The sequence below is a fragment of the Polaribacter dokdonensis genome (genome assembly GCF_024362345.1).
Taxonomy (GTDB): domain Bacteria; phylum Bacteroidota; class Bacteroidia; order Flavobacteriales; family Flavobacteriaceae; genus Polaribacter; species Polaribacter dokdonensis.
In genome coordinates this window covers 2,405,919-2,427,935 of record NZ_CP101505.1, presented here as the reverse complement: position 1 = coordinate 2,427,935, position 22,017 = coordinate 2,405,919, and the positions used below count along the sequence as shown (strand labels likewise).

The window sequence follows — 22,017 nt, the reverse complement described above, 5'->3', positions numbered from 1 at the left end:
ATATCTTAAATTTAATTACGCTTCGTTTGTATTTTTTATTTTCACTTGATAGATTACATTCGGTTTTGTTTGTAAGTAATCTAAAACATTGTAAGCTCTTTTGTCTTTTGCTAAAGCAGCTACTTTGTCTTCTTTATTATTTACATCACCAAAAACTAATGAACCAGTTGTACAAGCAGATGAACATGCTGTTTCAAACTCATCTGTATTTACTGCTCTACCTTCTTTTTTCGCTTTAAGAATTGTTGCTTGTGTCATTTGAATACACATAGAACATTTCTCCATAACTCCTCTACCACGTACTACAACATCTGGGTTTAATACCATCTTACCATATTCGTTGTTCATGTTAAAGTCAAACTGATTATTGTTTGCATATTCAAACCAGTTGAATCTACGAACTCTATATGGACAGTTATTTGCACAATATCTAGTACCAACACATCTATTGTAAGTCATTTGATTTTGTCCTTGACGACCATGAGTTGTTGCAGCAACAGGACAAACAGTTTCACAAGGAGCATGGTTACAATGCTGACACATCATTGGTTGAAAAGTAACTTCAGGATTTTCAGCTTCAGTTTCTAAAGCTTCATACATTTCCCCTCTACTTAACCCTAATTCTTTAGCATCTTCTCTAGTTTCTACTGTTGAAGAATAATATCTATCAATACGCAACCAATGCATATCTCTACCCACTCTTACCTCTCTTTTTCCTACAACTGGCACATTGTTTTCTGCATGACACGCTACAACACATGCCCCACAACCTGTACAAGAAGTTAAATCAATAGATAAGTTAAAATGATGTCCTAAATCTCTGTTGTGCTCATCCCATAAATCTATGGTGTTTGCTTCAACCTCTTGATGATCATAAGACACATAAGCTGGCTTATTCCATCCATGATGATGATCTTTAGGATCTACGTTTTTATACTCTTTTAAGGAAGCTACTTTTAAAATGTCATGACGACCTGCAATAGTTTTCTGAACTTGCGTACAAGCAAACTCGTGATAACCACCTACTTTTTCTATTGTAACCCCATATTGGATATTGTTGCTGTTTGCATAAAAAGGATATGCGTTAACACCAACTTGCATTTCTTCTTTTAAACCAAATGTTTTACCAAAACCTAAAGCTAAACCTAAAGAACCTTTAGCTTGACCTGGTTGAATCATAACAGGAACTACAGCTTCTTTTCCGTTTACGGAAATTTTAGCATAGTCACCATTAATTGCTCCATTGTCTTTAACTGGATTTGAAAAACCTAACTCTTTTGCATCAGCAATAGACATGGTTAAATAGTTATCCCAAGAAGCTCTTGTAATTGGATCAGGGAATTCTTGTAACCAAGGATTATTGGCTTGTTTACCATCACCCAAACCAGTTTTAGTATATAAATTTAATTCAAAACCACTTGCTTTATTTGCAGAAGAAGACAAAGCTGAAGCTGCACTAGCTAAAGATACTGTACTTACAAATTCTACTTCTTCTACAACTGAGGCTCTATTAAAGAAACCATTGTGTAAAGCTGTATTCCAAGAACTTCCATTCAAAACAGAATCAGCAGCAAAAGTTTTTAAATAATCATAATATTTTGTTGAGTTACCAGACCACATTAACAATGTATCTTGCAACTGACGTGTATTAAATAAAGGTTGAATAGTAGGTTGCATTAAACCATAAGTCACACTATCAAATTGTGTATCTCCCCAAGATTCTAAGAAATGAGGTGTTGGTAATGCATAATTAGAAGCATCTACTGTTGCACTATTTTCTGTAGATAATGCCACTGATAATTCTAATTTAGAAAATCCTTCTATAAAATCAGTTGAATTCGCTAACGAGTATATAGGATCTACATTGTGCGTTAATAAACCTGCTACTTTGCCTGACTTCATGTCAGAAATTAGCTGGGCTACCTCTGCATCATTTCCTTGACGAATATTTAGGGTATTGTTTGTGTCAAAAATCTCACTACTTAATGCTTCGTTTATAGCGAATGCAATTAATTGTGCATTTTTATCATTTAAGCCAGTCATTACAACAGACCTAGAACCATTCATTCTTAATTCTAATGCCATTTTCTTTATCTCAGCATCTACAGGAGTTGCTTTAGAAGAAACTCTATTACCAGTTACCTCGTTATAAAGATTTAATAATGCAAATACTTGATCTGAAGGCTTTAAAACAACTCTCTTATCAGCATTAGCACCAGTTAAAGACATATTACTTTCAAACTGTACATGGTAAGACATTTGACCAGATTCTGGTTTTCTACCATTTACATATCCTTTTTCAAAACCACCATGAAAATCACTCAAAAAGTCAGCTCCAATAGAAACTATTGTTTTTGCCTTTTCTAAATGATAGTTTGGTAAAGCTCTTTTACCATACATAGCTAACATTGCTTCAGTTGCACCTGCTTCTGACACTGCATCATAAACTACATGTTTAATGTTAGGATATGCTGTTGTAAATTCTGAAATAATTTTATCAGTTGATGGACTAGCCATAGTACCAGTTAATAATACAACTGGTTTATTTTGATTTTGTAAGCTTAATAATTTTAAACCAATTTCTTTATCTGCATCTGACCAAGAAATTTCTTCACCAGCTTTCGTTGGTTCTTTTAATCTTAATTTCTCATCATATAAAGATAAAATTGCAGCCTGCACTCTTGCAGTGGTTGTACCATTCGCATCTTTATTTGGCATGATTTGAATTGGACGACCCTCTCTTGTTTTTACTAAAACATTTGCAAAGTCATAACCATCTGCCATAGAAGTTGCATACCAATCTGCAACTCCTGCAATAATATCATTTGGTTTAACTACATAAGGAATAGACTTTCTAACAGGACCTTCACAAGCTGCTAAAGAAGCTGCAGCTGTTGTAAAACCAACGTACTTTAAAAAATCTCTACGTGAAGTAGAACTATTTTCTAATGTTTCTTTATCACCTAAAAACTGATCTGTAGCAATCTCATCTACAAACTCATTTTTACTTAACGTTTCAACAATAGAACTACCTTTTAGTTCCTCAACACTTTTCCAGTATTTTTTGTTTGAAGCCATTTACTTTTAGTTATTAGTTTTAGATTTTGTTGAAAGAAATTTCTAGCAACAAAAACTATTCTTCTTTTTTAATTAATAGTGGCACTTACCACATTCCAATCCACCTAACTGAGCAATAGTAACTTTATCTACATTATACTTCTTTGCTAATTCTTTGTGGATATTATCATAGTATTCTGAACCTTTTAAATCTACATTAGTTTCTCTATGACAATTAATACACCAACCCATTGTTAAAGGTGAAAATTGACGCATTTCATCATAAGTCTCAACTGGACCATGACATTTTTGACATTCGATACCACCTACTGTTACGTGTTGTGAATGATTAAAGTACGCAAAATCTGGTAGGTTATGAATTCTAATCCACTTAATAGGTTTTGTATTACCTGTATACTCTAACTCATCAGGATCCCAACCAGCAGCATCGTAAACTTTTGCAATTTCTTTATCAAGCTCAGCTTTACCATACGTCATTCCATCCCATTCAACAACTGTACCTTCAGCCACTTCAGCAATGTTTTTATGACAATTCATACAAACATTTACAGAAGGAATTCCTGAATGCTTACTATGTTTTGCAGAAGAATGACAATATTGACATTCAATTTTATTTTCTCCTGAGTGAATTTTATGAGAAAAAGCAATTGGTTGTAGAGGCATATAACCTTCATTAACTCCAACTTTAAACAATGTGCCAAACACAATGTAAGCACCCATTAACAATACAAAAATTGTAGTTAAAACATGCAAAAATGTATTACCTTTAATACCTTCCCAAAGCTCTTGTAAATCTCTTTTAAGATTTGACTTATTCTCTGACTTATTACCTTTTAACTCATTTACCTGCTTCAACAAACTTGCAATCATTAAGAAAGCAACAATTATTGCACCAGCTAATAAGTAAATAATCCATTCAGGTGCACTACCAGAACCACCAGCAGTTGCATCTACAACAGCTGTACCAGCAACATCTGCTTTTACAGGATCACCTACTGTTGTGTAATATAGAATATTGTTTATTTGATCATCACTTAATTGAGGAAAAGCGGTCATTGGAGACCCATTGTATTCCTCATAAATAGCAATAGCTTGTCTATCACCTGAGGCTCTTAGCTCTGCATTATTTTTAATCCAAGCCAATAACCATTCATTTTCTCTACGTTCTTCAACACCACCTAAAGCAGGCCCAACAAGCTTTCTATCTAATTTATGACAAGAAGCACAAAGGGATTTAAAAAGCTTTCTACCTTCTGCTTGACGAGCAGCATCAACTTCTTGAGAATAAGAAGATAAGCTAATTGAAAAAAGCAGAATGATTGTAAAACTCTTAAGAAGTACTTTGATTATTTTACTGTGTAACGCTACACTTTTCATATTTACAAACTATTTTAATATCTGTATAAATAGCCCAAAAACCACTTTTTGAACAGTTGTACAAAAGTACTACATATTGCTAAATTTAAAAAAAGGAAAAGGATGGTAAATATTAATTTATAACAATTCTAAATAAAGAGTTTTTTCAATATAATCTAAAACTTGTCGTTATTTTTGTAAAAATTTCTTTTATGAAAAATAGTACAATTTTATTACTTTTTATTGCTTTTTGCCTATTAGGAATTACTAGGATAAATGCTCAAAATAGCACAAATACAAGTAATAGTGTTCGTAAATTAATAGCTAAAAAAAGAGCCTTTAATAAAAAATATGGGTATGGATATCGCATACAATTGTATTATGGAAATGAAACAAAAGCTAGAAGCACGCAAAGTAAATTTAAAGTGCTTTTTCCTGGAGTTTATACTAAATTAGACTATAACCAACCCTATTGGAAAGTATTGGTTGGTAATTATAAAACCAAACTTGAAGCTGATAAAGCTATGATGAGTTTTTCTGAAAAATTCTCTGGTTTAATAGCTATCCCTTTAGGTAAATAAAAGAATTCTCTAAAATAAAAAAATCCCAAATCGTTGATTTGGGATTTTTTTGTACTACAATATATAGTCAGTATTAATAAAATTGGATGTTTTCTTATCTAGTAACTCTTGTAAAATGTTGTTATTATACTCTGTGTCTTTAGAAGCTACAAAAGTTCTTATTGAAAATGATCTTAATGCATCATGTACACTTAATGTACTAACTGCAGAATCTTTTCTACCTGTAAATGGATATACATCTGGACCTCTCTGTGCTGCACTATTTAAATTTACCCTACAAACCAAATTAACTAAAGTGTCTATTAAAGGTGCTAAAGTTTTAACATCACTGCCAAAAACACTTACTTGCTGACCATAGTTGGAATCAGCCATAGCATCTAGTGGTTCTTGAATATTCTTAAAAGAAACAATAGGAATTACTGGACCAAATTGCTCCTCTTCATATACTCTCATATCTTTTGAGACAGGATACAATACTGAAGGAAAAATGTAATTTTCTGTTCTTTCTCCTCCTTTTTCATTCAATATTTTTGCTCCTTTTTCTTTAGCATCATCTATTAATTCTTGTATATAATCTGGCTTACCTGGTTCTGGCAAAGGTGTTAATTTTACATCCTTTTCCCAAGGATTACCAAATTTTAAGGCATCTACTTTTTCTGCAAATCGCTTATTAAATTTATCTACAATATGTTCATGCACAAAAAGTATTTTAAGAGCAGTACATCTTTGCCCATTAAAGGAAATTGAACCTGTTAAACATTCATCAATAGCTAAATCTAAATCTGCATCTGGCAAAACAATTCCAGGATTTTTAGCCTCTAAACCTAAAACTAAACGCAATCTATTTTTATAAGGATGATTCTCTTGAATTGCATTTGCTGACTTACTATTACCTATTAAGGCTAATATATCAACCTTACCAGTTTTCATGATTGGTGTTGCTAAAACACGACCTCTACCATAAATAATATTTACAACTCCTTCTGGAAAGCTATTCTGAAATGCTTCCATTATTGGTGACAACAATAGAACCCCATGTTTTGCTGGTTTAAATACAGTTGTATTCCCCATAATTAATGCTGGAATTAACAATGCAAAGGTTTCATTTAAGGGATAGTTATAAGGCCCCAAACACAAAACAACACCTAATGGACCTCTTCTAATATGTGCATGAACTCCACTATGTTTTTCGAACTTAGCAGAATCTCTATCCATTTGCTTATAATCTTCTATAGTATCATAAACATATTCTACTGTTCTATCAAACTCTTTTTCAGAATCTGTGAGAGATTTTCCTATTTCCCACATTAAAAGCTTTACAACTTCCTTACGCTTAGTTTTCATTTGCTCTGCAAATTCTTCCATGCAAGAAATTCTATCAGCAACACGCATTGTAGGCCACATACCTTGCCCTTTATTATAGGCTCTGTAAGCTGAATTTAAAGCTTCTATAGCCTCATTCTCTGTTAAGTTAGGAATTGCACCTAATAGTGTAGGTTTATATTCTTCTGTAGATGAAATTGTAGAATATACATCAGTAAATTCACCTTTCCATTCTTTTAGCTCTCCATTTACCAAATATGTTTTTTGATGTAGGAGTGCATCAATTTTAAATTCTTCTGGTATATTTTTAAAATTCTGTGTCATAATTATCCTATTTTATAGCTGTTTTCAGCAGCCAGAAATATTGGTATTCAAGTTAGCAAAAATAAGACTCCTAGCTTTGAATCTTACTAAATAAATACGAAAATGATTTCGGAGAAAATTGTATTAGAACAAAAAAATCTGCTAATTTTCATTAGCAGATTTAAAAAAAATAAACAATTGAAATTTATGATTTAATCACCTTCATAGCTGTCATAGAAGCTCTTAATTGCTCTCCAACAATCTCTACAGGATGATTTCTTATAATTTTATTGATTTTAATTAGCTCTTGATTATCTACTCCATTTTCATCACTAAAAGATTTACCAATAACATTTGTAGATACAGTTTTCATGAAATCTGTTAATAACGGTTTACATGCATGATCAAATAAGTAACAACCATACTCTGCAGTATCAGAAATTACACGATTCATTTCTGCCAACTTCATTCTTGCAATTGTATTTGCAATTAATGGAGTTTCATGCAAAGACTCATAATATGCTGATGCATCTATAATGCCTGATTCTGTCATTGCTTCAAAAGCCAATTCTACACCTGATCTTACAAAGGCAACTAATAAAGTTCCATGATCAAAATATTCTTGTTCTGAAATTTCTTGATCTGTAATTTGCTGTTTTTCAAAGGCAGTCTCACCTGTAGCTGCTCTCCATTTTAATAAGTTTACATCATCATTAGCCCAATCTTCCATCATTGTTTTAGAGAAATGACCAGTCATAATATCATCCATATGTTTTTGAAATAATGGACGCATAATGTCTTTTAATTCTTCTGATAATCTAAAGGCTTCAACTTTTGCTGGATTGGATAAACGATCCATCATATTTGTGATTCCACCATGTTTTAAAGCTTCAGTTACAGTTTCCCAACCATATTGAATTAACTTGGCTGCATAACCTGCATCTATACCTTCTTCTACCATTTTATCAAAAGATAAAATTGCACCTGTCTGTAACAATCCACATAAAATGGTTTGCTCACCCATTAAATCTGACTTTACTTCTGCCACAAAAGAAGATTCTAAAACTCCTGCTTTATGACCACCTGTTGCAACTGCATACGCCTTTGCTTGAGCCCAACCTTTTTGTTCAGGATCATTCTCTGGATGCACAGCAATTAATGTTGGCACTCCAAAGCCTCTTTTATATTCTTCTCTAACTTCAGAACCTGGAGATTTTGGTGCGACCATAATTACTGTTAAATCCTCACGAATTTGCATGCCTTCTTCAACAACATTAAAACCATGAGAATAAGATAAAGTTGCTCCTTTTTTCATTAAAGGCATTACTGCTTTTACAACATTTGTGTGTTGCTTATCTGGAGTTAAGTTAATTACTAAATCTGCAGTTGGCAACAACTCTTCATATGTACCAACTTCAAAATTGTTAGAAATGGCATTTGTGTACGATTCTCTTTTCTGATCAATTGCTGCTTGTCTTAAGGTATAAGCGATATCTAAACCAGATTCTCTCATGTTTAAACCTTGATTTAAACCTTGTGCTCCACAGCCCACAATAACAATCTTTTTTCCTTTTAAAGCAGTTACACCTTCTTCAAATTCTGAAGCGTCCATAAAACGACATTGACCTAATTGCTCTAATTTTTGTCTTAATGTTAATGTGTTAAAATAATTTGACATTTTCTTGTTTTTAATTTTTAACCAGAGATAGAATCAAGAGAAAAGAACAAAGACTTAAAAATTTTTCTTTATTCCATTTTTCAATTTTCTGTATTCTAGTATTTATTTTTAGTTGTTGTATGATTCTAATAATGATGATATTTTCATCTCTTCTTTGGTAACTGCAATTAATCCTGAACGCGTGTATTGCATAATTCCGAATTTACTTAGTTGATTGTACATTTGTACAATCTCTTCTTTTCTACCTGATTTTTCTAGGATAAAAAAAGCTTTATTTACAGTTACAATTCTAGCATTACTCTCTTTGATGATATTCTGTATTTGAGGCTCTTCAAACAGTAATTCAGACTTAATTTTAAACAATCCAGAAATTTGATAAATAATCTGATCTAAATTGTGATAATAAGCCTTAATTACTTCTACTTGTTTCTCTATTTGACCTATAATTTTCTTAATATTTACCTCATCAATATTTACAACAATGGTAAATTTAGAAACGCCTTCTATTTCTGATGGAGATGTATTTAAACTTTCTATATTGATGTGTCTTCTCTGAAAAATTGCAGAAATTCTATTCAACAATCCAATATTGTTTTCTGTGTAAATAGATACTGTATATAACTGTTTATCTTCTGTACTCATATTTTTAAGATATTAGAAAGGTGTAAATAATAGTTAACAAACTTTTCTCTTTCTTCTCTACTCTGTGTTCTTTATTCTATACTCTTATTTTACTCCAACCTTATATCAGAAACACTTGCTCCTGTTGGTATCATTGGAAAAACATTATCTTCTTTTTCTACACAAACCTCTAAGAAATAAGCTTCTTTACTTTGCATCATTTCTGCAACTGCTTCAGCTAATTCTTCACGTTTTGTAACCTTTCTTGCTTTAATGTAATATCCCTCAGCAATTGCAACAAAATTCGGATTTACCATTTCTGTTGATGCATATCTTTTATCGAAAAACAATTGTTGCCATTGACGAACCATACCTAAAAAATCGTTGTTCAAAACCACTACCTTTACAGCTGCTTTTTGCTGAAAAATGGTACCTAATTCTTGAATTGTCATTTGGTATCCTCCATCTCCAGAAATAGAAACCACTTCACGATCTGGAGCTGCCATTTTTGCACCAATTGCTGCTGGCAAACCAAAGCCCATGGTTCCTAAACCTCCAGAAGTAATGTTACTTTTAGAGACATTAAAATCTGCATATCTACATGCAATCATTTGATGTTGACCAACATCTGTAACAATTGCAGCTTTACCTTCACTTTTAATATTTATTTCCTTTAAAACTTCAGCCATAGTTAGGCCTTCTTTTGTAGGATATAAATCGTTCTTAATTACTTTGTCGTATTCTATTTGATATAAGTCTTTAAACTTCTGATGCCAATCTGTATGACTTTTTTCTTCTAAAAATGGTAATAATTCTTCTAAACTCTTTTTTGCATCACCTAAAACTGCAACATCAGATTTTACATTTTTATCAATCTCTGCAGGATCTATTTCAAAGTGAATTACTTTTGCTTGTTTTGCGTATGTAGATAAGCTACCTGTAACTCTATCATCAAAACGCATTCCTATTGCAATTAAAAGATCACACTCATTGGTTAAAACATTTGGAGCATAATTTCCATGCATACCAACCATACCTACATTTAAAGGGTGAGAAGTTGGTATTGCAGAAGCACCTAAAATAGTCCAAGCAGCAGGTATACCTGATTTTTCTACAACTGCTTTAAACTCTTCTTCAGCTTTTCCTAAAATTACTCCTTGACCCCAAACAATTAATGGTTTTTTCGCTGCATTTATAAGGTCTGCAGCTTCTTTAACTTTTATAATATCTGTTGTAGGCACAGGATTATAACTTCTAACATGCGTACATTTCTCATAGGCAAAATCAAACTCCTCAAACTGTGCGTCTTTTGTAATATCTACCAAAACAGGTCCTGGTCTTCCACTTTTAGCAATGTAAAATGCTTTTGCCATAACTATTGGAATGTCTTCAGCCTTTGTAATTTGGCAATTCCATTTTGTTACTGGCGTAGAAATACCTACAATGTCTGTTTCTTGAAAAGCATCACTACCTAATAAATGAGAAGCTACTTGACCTGTAATACAAACCATAGGTGTAGAATCTATCTGAGCATCTGCAATACCTGTAATTAAATTTGTAGCTCCAGGACCAGATGTAGCTATAGCCACACCAACTTTTCCAGAAATACGTGCATAACCTTGTGCAGAATGCGTTGCTCCTTGCTCATGACGTGTTAAAACATGATGTATTTTTCCTTGATATTTATACAACTCATCATAGACAGGCATAATTGCACCTCCTGGATATCCGTACAAAATATCAACACCTTCTTCGATTAAGCATCTAACAATAGCCTCACTACCAGAAATACGTTCTGTAGCTTTATTAGTTTTACCTTGTGATTTTATGGTTTGTGTTTCCATATCTTTTCTCTTTTTAGAATAGAGAAAAAAGACGCAAGTATGAAGATTTTCTAATCTTTCTCTTTTCTTTTCTCTTTATTCTTTTATCTATATTTTCTTTATAAATCAGTAACACATCCTTTAGATGCAGAGGCTACAGATTTCGCATATTTGTATAAAATTCCCTTTTTATGTTTTAGTGCAGGTGCTACCCAATTTGCTTTTCTTTTTGCTAATTCTTCATCAGAAATAAGTACATTAATAGAGTTATCTTCTGCACTTATTTTAATTTTATCGCCAGTTTCTAACAAACCTATTGCTCCTCCAGATTGTGCTTCTGGAGTAATATGCCCAACAACAAAACCATGAGTACCTCCTGAAAAACGACCATCTGTTATTAATGCTACAGATTTACCTAAACCTGCACCCATAATTAATGATGTTGGCTTCAACATTTCTGGCATTCCTGGACCACCTTTAGGACCCACATATCTAATGACAACAACATCTCCTTTTTCTACTTCTCCATTTGAAATACCAGTATTTGCTGCTTGTTCACCATCGTAAACCACAGCTTTACCTTCAAATAATAAACCTTCGTTTCCAGAAATTTTAGCAACAGCACCTTCAGTAGCTAGATTTCCGTAAATAATTTGAATATTTCCTGATGTTTTTAAGGCTTTATCTTTTGGATAAATAACATCTTGATCTTCAAACTCCATTGCTTTTACATCAGCTAAATTTTCTGCCAACGTTTTACCTGTAACAGTTAAACAATCTCCATGTAAATAGCCATTATCTAATAAATACTTCATAATTGCAGGTGTACCTCCAACTCCATGAACATCTTCCATTAAGTATTTACCTGATGGTTTTAAATCTGCAATTAAAGGAGTTCTGTCTGAAACTGTTTGAAAATCTTCTAAAGTAAAATCTATTTCTGCTGCATGTGCAATTGCTAAAAAGTGTAAAACAGCATTTGTAGAACCTCCTAAAGCATTTACCAAAGCCACAGCGTTTTCTAATGATTTTTTAGAAATGATATCTAATGGTTTTAAATCTAACTCTAATAAGTTTTTGATTGCTAAGGCAGTTCTTTCTGCTTCAGATAATTTATTTGGATTTTCTGCAGGAATAGACGAATTATAAGGCAAAGCAAAACCCATACATTCTATTGCAGAAGCCATTGTATTTGCTGTATACATACCTCCACAAGCACCTGCTCCTGGAATTGCTCTTTTTATAATTTCCTTGTATTCATTCTCATCAATTTCGCCAGCAACTTTTTGACCTAAAGCTTCAAAAGCAGAAACAATGTTTAATTTTTTACCTTTATAATTACCAGAGGCAATTGTACCTCCATACATCATAATTGATGGTCTGTTTAAACGTAACATTGCAATAACTGCACCTGGCATATTTTTATCACAACCTACAACAGAAACCAACGCATCATAACTCTGAGCGTTCATCACAGTTTCTATAGAATCTGCAATAATATCTCTTGATGCTAAAGAATAATTCATACCTGAAGTTCCCATAGAAATACCATCTGAAACTCCAATTGTATTAAAACCTAAACCAACCAAACCTGCAATTTTACTCTCTACCTTAACTTCTGCAGCTAAGTTGTTTAAATGCATATTACAAGGATTACCATCATAACCTGTACTTGCAATACCCACTTGAGCTTTGCTCATATCTTCTTCTGATAAACCAACTGCATACAACATGGCTTGTGAAGCTGGTTGAGATTCGTCTTGCGTTAATCTTTTGCTGTGTTTATTTAATTCCATTTACGAATTGTTTCTTTATTAACAAAAATATTATTATTCAGTTATTTTGTTATTAATATTATAATGACTTCGTTTAAATTCAGGGTAAATAATAAATATCTTTATGACTGTAAATCAACACTTTAAATACATTTTAATATGATATTCAGTAGTTGTAATATTTACAAAGAAATCTTTATTTTAAAGTGAATTTGATATTTTAAAAACTAAATTTGGCTCACAAATAAGTTTAGCCCAGATTGAGGCATTTGTTTGAGCTCTTTTTTTGATACTGAATTTATTTCAGAATCAAAAAAAAGCGAGTGCTGAAAGCTGGAAATAGCTTCTAAATAATAGTACTTTGACCCATGTGAATGTTTCTGAAGTTCATATTACTATCATCTTGATTGGTAATATAATCTGCAACAAAATCACCAACTTTAGAAGTGGTTGTAGATTTTTGCATTTTTCTTTTGATATCTTGAGTAGTGATACCTAAAGCCAAAGATTTATCTACTGCTCTTTCTATAGCATCTGCTTCTTCATGCAAGCCTAAATATTGTAATAACATAGCTGCTGATAAAATTGATGCTAAAGGATTTGCAATGTCTTTGCCCTTTGCTTGAGAATAAGAACCGTGAATTGGTTCAAACAAGCCATTTTCTGCACCAATTGACGATGATGCCAACAAACCAATTGAGCCACAAAGTGAACTTGCAACATCTGAAATCATATCTCCAAAAAGGTTTTCTGTTAAGATAACATCAAAATGTGTTGGGTTTAAAATCATTTTCATAGCTGCATTGTCTACAAAAAGATATTCTAATTCTACATCTTTATACTCTTTAGCTATTTCTGAAACGGTTTTTCTCCATAAACGCGAAGTTTCTAAAACATTGGCTTTATCTACCAAGGTTAGTTTTTTCTTACGTTTTTGCGCTGCTTGAAATGCTAAATGTGTTACTCTTGAAATTTCTTTTACTGTATAAGAAGAAACATCATGTGCAGTTTGTTTGTCTTCACTAAGCGTTTTTTCGCCAAAATAAATTCCACCTGTTAATTCTCTGTAAATTACAAAATCAGAATTTTTAATTACTTCTCTTTTTAAAGGAGAGTTAGAAATTAAATTATCGTAAGCTTTTACAGGCCTAACATTACAATATAGGTCTAGTTCTCTTCTTAAATTTAACAAGCCTTGTTCTGGACGAATTTTTGCTGATGGATCATTATCATATTTAGGATCTCCAACTGCACCAAATAATATAGCATCTGCACTTTTACAAATTTCAATAGTTTCTTTTGGCAGTGGACCACCTGTAGCATCTATTGCATTTGCACCTAATTGTGCTTCTTTATAAATAAAAATATGGTTGTAAGCTTCAGCAACTGCATCTAAAGCTTTTTTGGCTTGTTCTACAACTTCTGGCCCTACACCATCTCCTGGAATTACTGCTATATTAAATTTCATATCACTAGTATTTTATGCAATAGCTGACTTCTCTAAATTACTAACTTTTTTCATGATGACATGTATGTCTTCATCTTTTATTTCTTTTTGCTGATCTGCCATTTCTAAAAAGGCTTTGTAAGCTTCATCTAACTGTATTTTTGTTAGCTCATAACCTACTTTTTTAGCTCTGTAAGCTAAGGCTGCTCTACCACTTCTTGCTGTTAAAACAATAGCGCTTTCTGTAACACCTACATCTTCAGGATCCATAATTTCGTAAGTTTCCCTATTTTTAATTACTCCATCTTGATGTATACCTGAACTATGAGCAAATGCATTTGCGCCCACTATTGCTTTGTTAGGTTGTACTGGCATTCCCATTTTTTCACGAACCATAATACTTGTATCATACAATAGTTTTGTATTAATACTGGTTTCTAAATTTAAATATGGGTGTTGATTTAAAATCATAACCACTTCTTCTAAAGCTGTATTACCAGCTCTTTCTCCTATTCCATTAATTGTACACTCAATTTGACGAGCTCCATTTATTACACCAGCAATTGAATTTGCTGTTGCCAAACCTAAATCATTATGACAATGACAAGAAAGTGTAACATTTTCTATTCCTTTTACATTTTCTCTAAGGTATTTCATTTTTGCACCATATTCTTCTGGCAAACAATACCCAGTTGTATCTGGTATATTTAAAACTGTAGCTCCTGCTTTTATAACTTCTTCACACACTTTTGCTAGGAACTCATTGTCTGTTCTACCTGCATCTTCTGCATAAAACTCTACATCTTCAACAAAAGTTTTAGAGTAAGCAACTGCTTTAATAGCTCTCTCTATAACTTTATCTCTTGTTGAGTTGAATTTATATTTGATATGTGAATCACTAGTACCAATACCTGTATGAATTCTTGGGTATTTTGCAAATTTTAAAGCTTCTGCAGCTACTTTTATATCATTTTCTACAGCTCTTGTTAAACCACAAACTGTAGCATTTTTTACAATTTTTGCAATTTCTGAAACCGATTTAAAATCTCCAGGGCTTGAAACAGGAAAACCTGCTTCTATAACATTTACTCCTAACAAGTCTAACCTTTCTGCAATAACTAACTTTTGGGTAGTGTCTAACTTACAACCAGGAACTTGCTCTCCATCTCTTAAAGTTGTATCAAATATTTGAACTTGATTGTTTTGCATAATTAAAAAAATTGACTTTATATTTAATCAAAAGTATTTAATGAGATTAAAATATTTAGTTACTTTTACCACTTTGTACGATTTCTAATATCCTATATAAAAACATAAGTATTTAATTATCAATTTTTTATGATTAAAAAGCTTACATCAGTCAGCCAACAAAATGATGCTCTTTTCGTTTTAATTAAGTCTTTAACCAAATCTGAGAAAAGACAATTTAACTTGTATGTGGGTAGATTAGGTGGAAATGTTGATGCCAAATTTTTCTCTCTTTTTAAGTTTTTAGAAAAATTAAAAGCCTATGATGAAAAGGAAATCATAAAAAGCGGTATTGTTTCTAAGCAACAATTATCGAACTTAAAAGCTCATTTGTACAAACAAATTTTAATCAGTTTACGCTTAAATCCTGCTCATAAAAATATTAGAATTCAAATTCGAGAGCAGCTAGATTTTGCAACAGTTTTATATCAAAAAGGATTGTACAAACAAAGTTTAAAGCTGTTAGATAAAGCTAAAAACTTAGCTCTAGATAATGAAGAAAAAAATATTGCTTACGAAATTGTTGAACTAGAAAAAGTAATAGAAACACAATATATAACTAGAAGTTTAAGCAATAGAGCAGATCAGCTTTCTGTGCAAGCAAAAACGTTGAGCCAACAGAATGTTGTAGCTAGTAAGCTATCTAATTTATCATTACAATTATACAGCCACTTGCTACAAAATGGTTATGTTAAAAATAACGAAGAACTAGAATTCATCAATCAATATTTTTATAGCAAATTACCTAAGTACAACTTTGAAACTTTTGGTTTTAGAGAAAAATTATGGCTCTATAAAAGTCATTTGTGGTTTAGTTTCTTAACACAAGATTTTTTACATAGCTACAAATATGCAAGTCAGTGGGTTTCTTTATTTAAGGCAGACAAAAAGTACATAACTCAACATCCTGTTTTTTATTTAAAAGGTATTAATTACTTATTAGAGGCTTCTTTCTTCGTAAAAAAAGCATCTACTTTTAAGAGTGAACTTAAAGCTTTTGAGGAAGATGTAGATATGAAGGTTATACCTTCTAATATGAATACAGACCTCTTAATATTTCAGTATTTATATGCTAATAAATTACACTTACACTTTTTAGAAGCTACTTTTTCCGAAGGTGAATATTTGGTAGAAATTATCAATAAAAAACTAGAAGAATATCAAAATAGATTAGACAGTCATTACATTGTAATGCTTTATTATAAAATTGCATGCTTGTATTTTGGAATGGGTAAAAATGAGCTTTGTATTGCTTATTTGCAAAAAATAATCAAATCTAAAAATTTAAGTTCAGCTGAAGATTTACAATGTTTTGCAAGGGTTTTAAACCTAATTGCACATTATGAATGTGGTTTAGATTATGATTTAGAAAGACAATTTGTAGATACCTATAAGTTTCTTTTAAAAATGGAAAATTTACAAGAAGTTCAAAAAGTATTTTTAACTTCTATTAGAGACTTGAGTGATGTTTTTCCTCATGAAATAAAAAATGAATTCAAGAAAATTCATGCTAAACTTAAAGTGTATGAAGATCATCCTTATGAAAAAAGAGCATTCTTGTACTTAGACATCCTTTCTTGGTTAGAAAGTAAAATACAAAACAAACCTATTTCTTTAGTTATTAAAGAAAAAGCAAATTTTACACATAAATAATACATTTTTCATTTTATTTTATATTGTATTTTATCAACAATTCATTTATTGCCTAATTTTAGAAAATAATTGATAATCTATTACCCTTGAATAAATAATACTTCTATTTTTGTGATGTGATTTTATCTAAAAAACATACACAAAAACTTCTAACTACTACTTTAGTAGCAACTACTTTTAGTGGTTTAACTCGTTCTACAACAACTACTACAACCCTTTAGGGGTTTATTTCTATTCATATTATTTCAGGTTACCATGTATTGCAAAAAGCAATTCAGTTAAAAGATATTATAAAAGTAAATACTTAAAATTACAAAATGAAAGTATTAAAATTTGGAGGCTCATCTGTAGCAAATTCAGAAAACATAAAACAAGTATTAAGCATTGTAGCAAATACTTCTAAACAAGATAAAGTAGCAGTTGTAGTTTCTGCATTTGGCAAAACAACCAATAATTTATTAGCAGGTGCAAATAAGGCTTTAGAAAACATAAAGGAAGCAAAGGAAATTTTAGAAGGAATAAAAAGCTTACATTTTAAGGTTATAGACGACTTAATTCAAAGTAATTCAAAAGAAGTTACTGAAACTGTTGTAAATCTATTTACCAAATTAAATGCGATTTATGAAGGTGTTTTTCTTTTACAGGAATTGTCTGATAAAACTTTGGCAAAGGTATCTAGTTTTGGAGAAAGACTATCATCTTATATCATTGCAAATGCAGCTAAAGAAATTTTAAACGCAACTCATAAAGACAGTAGAGAGTTAATTCTTACCAACGATATTTATCTAAATGCTCAGGTTAATTTTGATAAAACAGATGATTTAATTCACACTTATTTCAAGAGTAATAAACATCAAGTTACTGTTCTAGGAGGCTTTATTTCTTCGAATACTGAGAACGAAATAACAACTTTAGGAAGAGGAGGCTCTGATTTTTCTGCTGCTATTTATGCTGCTGCATTAAATGCATCTGAATTACAAATATGGACAGATGTTTCTGGAATGTTTACAGCCAATCCAAGTGTGGTAAAACAAGCACATCCAATTCCAGAAATTTCTTATGAAGAAGCTATGGAACTTTCTCATTTTGGAGCAAAAGTTTTGTACCCACCAACAATTCAACCTGCTTTAAGAAAAGATATTCCTATTAAAATAAAGAATACATTTTCGCCAGAAAATGAAGGAACATTAATTTGTAAAAATCCACAAAGTAAAAGTGATGTAAAAGGAATTTCTCATATAGATGAAATTACCCTAATTACATTAGAAGGTGGAGGAATGATTGGTATTCCTGGTTTTTCTAAACGATTATTTGAAGCTTTATCATTAGCCCAAATAAACGTAGTTTTTATTACACAAGCCTCTTCAGAACACTCAATTTGTGTTGGTATTTATGATGCTGATGCTCAAAAAGCAAAAGAGATATTAGAAGCAAATTTTAGTATTGAAATAGACAGAAAAAAAATAAAACCTATTAGTGTAGAAAGCGATTTAGCAATTATTGCAGTTGTTGGAGAAAGCATGAAAAACTATCAAGGTTTAAGTGGTCAAATGTTTAGCACTTTAGGTAGAAATAATGTAAATGTTAGAGCAATTGCTCAAGGCTCATCAGAAAAAAACATTTCTGCTGTAATAAATAGTTTTGATGCAAAAAAAGCATTAAACGCTTTGCATGAAGAGTTTTTTGAAGAACGCACAAAACAACTTAATCTATTTGTAACAGGAGTTGGAAATGTAGGTGAACGTGTTTTAGCTCAAATTCATCAACAAAAAAAGTTCTTAAAAGAAAACTTAAAGTTAAACATTAGAGTTATTGGTATTTCAAACTCTAGAAAAATGTACTTTGATAAATCTGGAATCAACCTAAAAAACTGGAAAGATTTATTAGCTAATGGGCAAGAAACTTCTTTAGCATCTTTTCATGATCATGTTAAAAAACTGAACTTAAGAAATAGCGTATTTATAGATAATACAGCAAATAAAAGTGTATCTGAAGTCTATGCAAACTATTTAAGAGATAGTATTTCTGTCGTAACTTGTAATAAAATTGCTTGTGCTTCTGAATACAACAACTATAAAAATCTAAAAAATCTATCTAAAAAATATAATGCATCCTTTTTGTTTGAAACTAATGTTGGTGCAGGTTTACCAATAATAGATACTTTAAAAAACTTAGTGAATTCAGGAGATAGAATTCATAAAATTCAGGCTGTTTTATCTGGTAGTTTAAATTTTGTATTTAATAATTTTAATGCAAATTCTACTTTTAAAAATATTGTACAACAAGCACAAAAAGAAGGTTATACAGAACCAGATCCAAAAATTGATTTAAGTGGGATTGATGTGGCCAGAAAAATTTTAATTTTAGCACGCGAAAGTGGTTATCAATTAGAATTGGATGATATCAAAAACAATCCTTTTTTACCTGAAGAGAGTTTAAATACTTCTAATAATGAAGCGTTTTATGCATCATTAGAAAAGAATGAAAATCACTTTCAATCAATATTTACCAAGGCTCATAAAAACAATTCACGTTTAAAATATGTGGCTGAATTTATCAACGGAAAAGCCAATGTTGGTTTACAAGAAATTCCTGCTCAACATCCTTTTTATAATTTAGAAGGAAGTGATAATATTGTATTATTTTTCACAGACAGATATCCAGAAAATCCTTTAATCATAAAAGGTGCAGGTGCAGGCGCAGATGTTACTGCTTCAGGTATTTTTGCTGATGTAATTCGAATAGCAAATCAATAAAAAATGAACTATTTAAAACTATTTTCTCCTGCAACTGTAGCCAATGTTTCTTGTGGTTTCGACTCTTTAGGGTTTGCTGTAGATACTGTTGGTGATGAAATGACATTTATAAAAACAGCAGAAAAAGGAGTAAAAATTACTGCTATAACTGGCGCAAATTTATCTTACAATGTAGATGAAAATGCTGCAAGTGCTGTGGTTAAAAAAATGCTGAATGAAGCAAATGCAGATTTTGGAGTTGCATTAACTATTTCTAAAGGTTATTCTCCTGGAAGTGGATTAGGTAGTTCTGCTGCAAGTGCTGCAGGTGCTGCTTTTGGTGCGAATCAATTATTAGGAAATATTTACTCGAATTTAGAATTGGTAAAATTTGCCATGTTTGGTGAAGAAGTAGCTTGTGGTTCACAAATTGCAGATAATGTAGCTGCAGCAATTTATGGTGGTTTTGTTTTAATTAGAAGTTATGAACCTTTAGAAATTATAAAATTACCTGTACCAAAAGAATTGAAATTAGTAGCTATTCATCCTCAAGTTGAAGTAAAAACCAAAGATGCAAGAGCGGTTTTACCTAGTAAAATAGACTTAAAAGATGCCATTACTCAATGGGCTAATGTTGGTGGTTTAATTAGTGGTTTATATAGAGAAGATTATCAATTAATTAGCAATTCTTTGGTTGACATCATTGTAGAACCTTATCGTAAAAAACTAATTCCACATTTTGATGAAGTTAAAAATGCAGCTATAAAATCAGGTGCTTTAGGTGCAGGAATTTCAGGTTCAGGACCTACTATATTTGCGTTATGTAAAGGTGATGAAGATGCTAATAAAGTACACTCAGCAATTAACGAAAGTTATAAAAACACAGGAATAGCGTATACTTTATTTACCTCAAAAATTAATGATAAAGGAATTAAAATTTTAGAATCGAACTAATATGCAGTATTATAGTTTACATCATAAATCACCTAAAACTAGTTTTAAAAAAGCAGTTATAGAAGGCTTAGCAAAAGATAGAGGTATTTATTTTCCTGATGAAATTACAGCTCTATCTTCTGAATTTATCGAAAATATTTCTGACTACACCAATCATGAAATTGCATTCAAGGTGATTAAACAATTTGTGGGTAATGAAATACCAGAAGACATTTTAAAAGACATCATTAAAAACACATTAACGTTCGATTTTCCAATTGTGGAAATCAATAATAATATTGCTTCTCTTGAGCTTTTTCATGGGCCAACAATGGCTTTTAAAGATGTTGGTGCCAAATTTATGGCTCAATGTTTAGAATACTTTAATACAAATAATGATGAGGAAGTAACAGTTTTAGTAGCCACTTCTGGAGATACAGGAGGTGCTGTTGCTAATGGTTTTTTAGATGCCAAAGGTGTAAACGTTGTTATTTTATATCCTTCAGGAAAAGTGAGCGATATTCAAGAAAAGCAACTCACAACACTTGGTAAAAATATTACAGCTTTAGAGGTTGATGGTGTTTTTGACGATTGCCAAGAAATGGTAAAAACAGCTTTTTTAGATGATGAAATTGCAAGAAAACTAACCTCTGCAAACTCTATAAATATTGCAAGATGGTTGCCTCAGATGTTCTATTTTTTCTTTGCTTACAAAGAGCTTCATCAAAAAAAGAAAGACATCGTTTTTTCTGTACCAAGTGGAAATTTTGGAAATATTTGTGCAGGAATCATGGCTCAAAAATTGGGTTTACCAGTTAAACATTTTGTGGCTTCTACCAATGTTAATGATACTGTACCTAACTTTTTAGAAAGTGGTGTTTACGAACCAAAACCATCTAAAGCAACTATTTCTAATGCTATGGATGTTGGTAATCCTAGTAACTTTATTAGAATTAGAGAGTTATTTAATAATGATCTACAAACTTTAAAAAATTCGTTTTCTTCTTATTCTTTTTCTGATGATGAAACTCGTGAAAAGATGCAGGATATTTATGATATTTCTGGTTATGTTTCAGATCCTCATGGAGCTGTTGGCTATTTAGGGTTAGAAAAGTATGGTTTAAAAGAAAATGAAATTGGAGTGTTTTTAGAAACTGCACATCCTGTTAAATTTTTAGATGTTGTAGAAGGTACGTTACCTGTTAAAGTTGAAATACCTCAGCAAATTAAAAAAGTGATTGATAAAGAAAAGGTAGCATTAAAAATTAGTTCTTACGAAGACTTGAAAAACTATCTGAATGCATAGTTATTTTCTTTGTTTTGAATTATAATTGATTTTTCTAAAAATCAAAAGAAGAATTCCACAGTTCATAATTATAGGAATATATTTATGAAGTAAAGGTGTGTCTGTAAAAAAACAATAGCTATAATACCAAAATAGCACAAAAGTTATTGCGTACACT

14 protein-coding genes are annotated in these 22,017 nt (G+C 31.4%); 5 read left to right on the top strand and 9 right to left on the bottom strand.

Annotated elements, in window-relative coordinates; translation table 11 throughout:
• Window positions 1–15: 15 nt before the first annotated feature.
• Window positions 16–3,078: a TAT-variant-translocated molybdopterin oxidoreductase gene (locus LPB302_RS10765; RefSeq protein WP_053973542.1), complete on the bottom strand. Its 3,063-nt coding sequence runs from the start codon at window positions 3,076–3,078 to the stop codon at window positions 16–18.
• A 72-nt stretch (window positions 3,079–3,150) separates the two neighbouring features.
• Window positions 3,151–4,455: a c-type cytochrome gene (locus LPB302_RS10760; protein ID WP_053973543.1), complete on the bottom strand. Its 1,305-nt coding sequence runs from the start codon at window positions 4,453–4,455 to the stop codon at window positions 3,151–3,153.
• Between the two features lie 191 nt (window positions 4,456–4,646).
• Between LPB302_RS10760 and LPB302_RS10755 the strand changes: the two genes are divergently transcribed.
• Window positions 4,647–5,015, top strand: coding sequence for an SPOR domain-containing protein (locus LPB302_RS10755; protein WP_053973544.1), 369 nt, complete (start codon window positions 4,647–4,649; stop codon window positions 5,013–5,015).
• A gap of 54 nt (window positions 5,016–5,069) precedes the next feature.
• On the opposite strand, the gene LPB302_RS10750 is transcribed toward LPB302_RS10755, so the two are convergent.
• The 7 genes from LPB302_RS10750 to LPB302_RS10720 form a co-directional block, all read right to left on the bottom strand.
• Entirely contained in the window at window positions 5,070–6,662 is a 1,593-nt protein-coding gene (locus LPB302_RS10750; RefSeq protein ID WP_053973545.1) for an NADP-dependent glyceraldehyde-3-phosphate dehydrogenase, read from the bottom strand.
• 184 nt (window positions 6,663–6,846) lie between these two features.
• Entirely contained in the window at window positions 6,847–8,319 is a 1,473-nt protein-coding gene (ilvC, locus tag LPB302_RS10745) for a ketol-acid reductoisomerase (protein ID WP_053973546.1), read from the bottom strand.
• A gap of 108 nt (window positions 8,320–8,427) precedes the next feature.
• Window positions 8,428–8,961 (bottom strand): acetolactate synthase small subunit, encoded by a 534-nt coding sequence (gene ilvN, locus LPB302_RS10740; protein ID WP_053973547.1) that lies wholly within the window; start codon window positions 8,959–8,961, stop codon window positions 8,428–8,430.
• 89 nt (window positions 8,962–9,050) lie between these two features.
• Window positions 9,051–10,784, bottom strand: a complete 1,734-nt coding sequence (gene ilvB / locus LPB302_RS10735; RefSeq protein WP_053973548.1) for a biosynthetic-type acetolactate synthase large subunit — start codon at window positions 10,782–10,784, stop codon at window positions 9,051–9,053.
• A gap of 98 nt (window positions 10,785–10,882) precedes the next feature.
• Window positions 10,883–12,559, bottom strand: a complete 1,677-nt coding sequence (gene ilvD, locus LPB302_RS10730) for a dihydroxy-acid dehydratase (RefSeq protein ID WP_053973549.1) — start codon at window positions 12,557–12,559, stop codon at window positions 10,883–10,885.
• 325 nt (window positions 12,560–12,884) lie between these two features.
• The gene (gene leuB / locus LPB302_RS10725) at window positions 12,885–14,006 is read right to left on the bottom strand and encodes a 3-isopropylmalate dehydrogenase (protein WP_053973550.1); all 1,122 of its coding nucleotides are present in this window, start codon (window positions 14,004–14,006) and stop codon (window positions 12,885–12,887) included.
• A gap of 12 nt (window positions 14,007–14,018) precedes the next feature.
• Window positions 14,019–15,194 carry a 2-isopropylmalate synthase gene (locus LPB302_RS10720; protein WP_053973551.1) on the bottom strand — a complete coding sequence of 392 codons (1,176 nt, stop codon included), beginning with the start codon at window positions 15,192–15,194 and terminating at the stop codon, window positions 14,019–14,021.
• A 129-nt stretch (window positions 15,195–15,323) separates the two neighbouring features.
• Between LPB302_RS10720 and LPB302_RS10715 the strand changes: the two genes are divergently transcribed.
• The 4 genes from LPB302_RS10715 to thrC all read left to right on the top strand — a co-directional run bounded on the left by LPB302_RS10715 (window position 15,324) and on the right by thrC (window position 21,860).
• Window positions 15,324–16,886: a hypothetical protein gene (locus tag LPB302_RS10715; RefSeq protein WP_053973552.1), complete on the top strand. Its 1,563-nt coding sequence runs from the start codon at window positions 15,324–15,326 to the stop codon at window positions 16,884–16,886.
• A gap of 317 nt (window positions 16,887–17,203) precedes the next feature.
• The gene (thrA, locus tag LPB302_RS10710) at window positions 17,204–19,642 is read left to right on the top strand and encodes a bifunctional aspartate kinase/homoserine dehydrogenase I (RefSeq protein ID WP_053973553.1); all 2,439 of its coding nucleotides are present in this window, start codon (window positions 17,204–17,206) and stop codon (window positions 19,640–19,642) included.
• Window positions 19,643–19,645: 3 nt separating this feature from the next.
• Entirely contained in the window at window positions 19,646–20,575 is a 930-nt protein-coding gene (locus LPB302_RS10705) for a homoserine kinase (RefSeq protein WP_053973554.1), read from the top strand.
• Window position 20,576: 1 nt separating this feature from the next.
• Window positions 20,577–21,860, top strand: a complete 1,284-nt coding sequence (thrC, locus tag LPB302_RS10700) for a threonine synthase (RefSeq protein WP_053973555.1) — start codon at window positions 20,577–20,579, stop codon at window positions 21,858–21,860.
• Window positions 21,861–22,017: the final 157 nt, after the last annotated feature.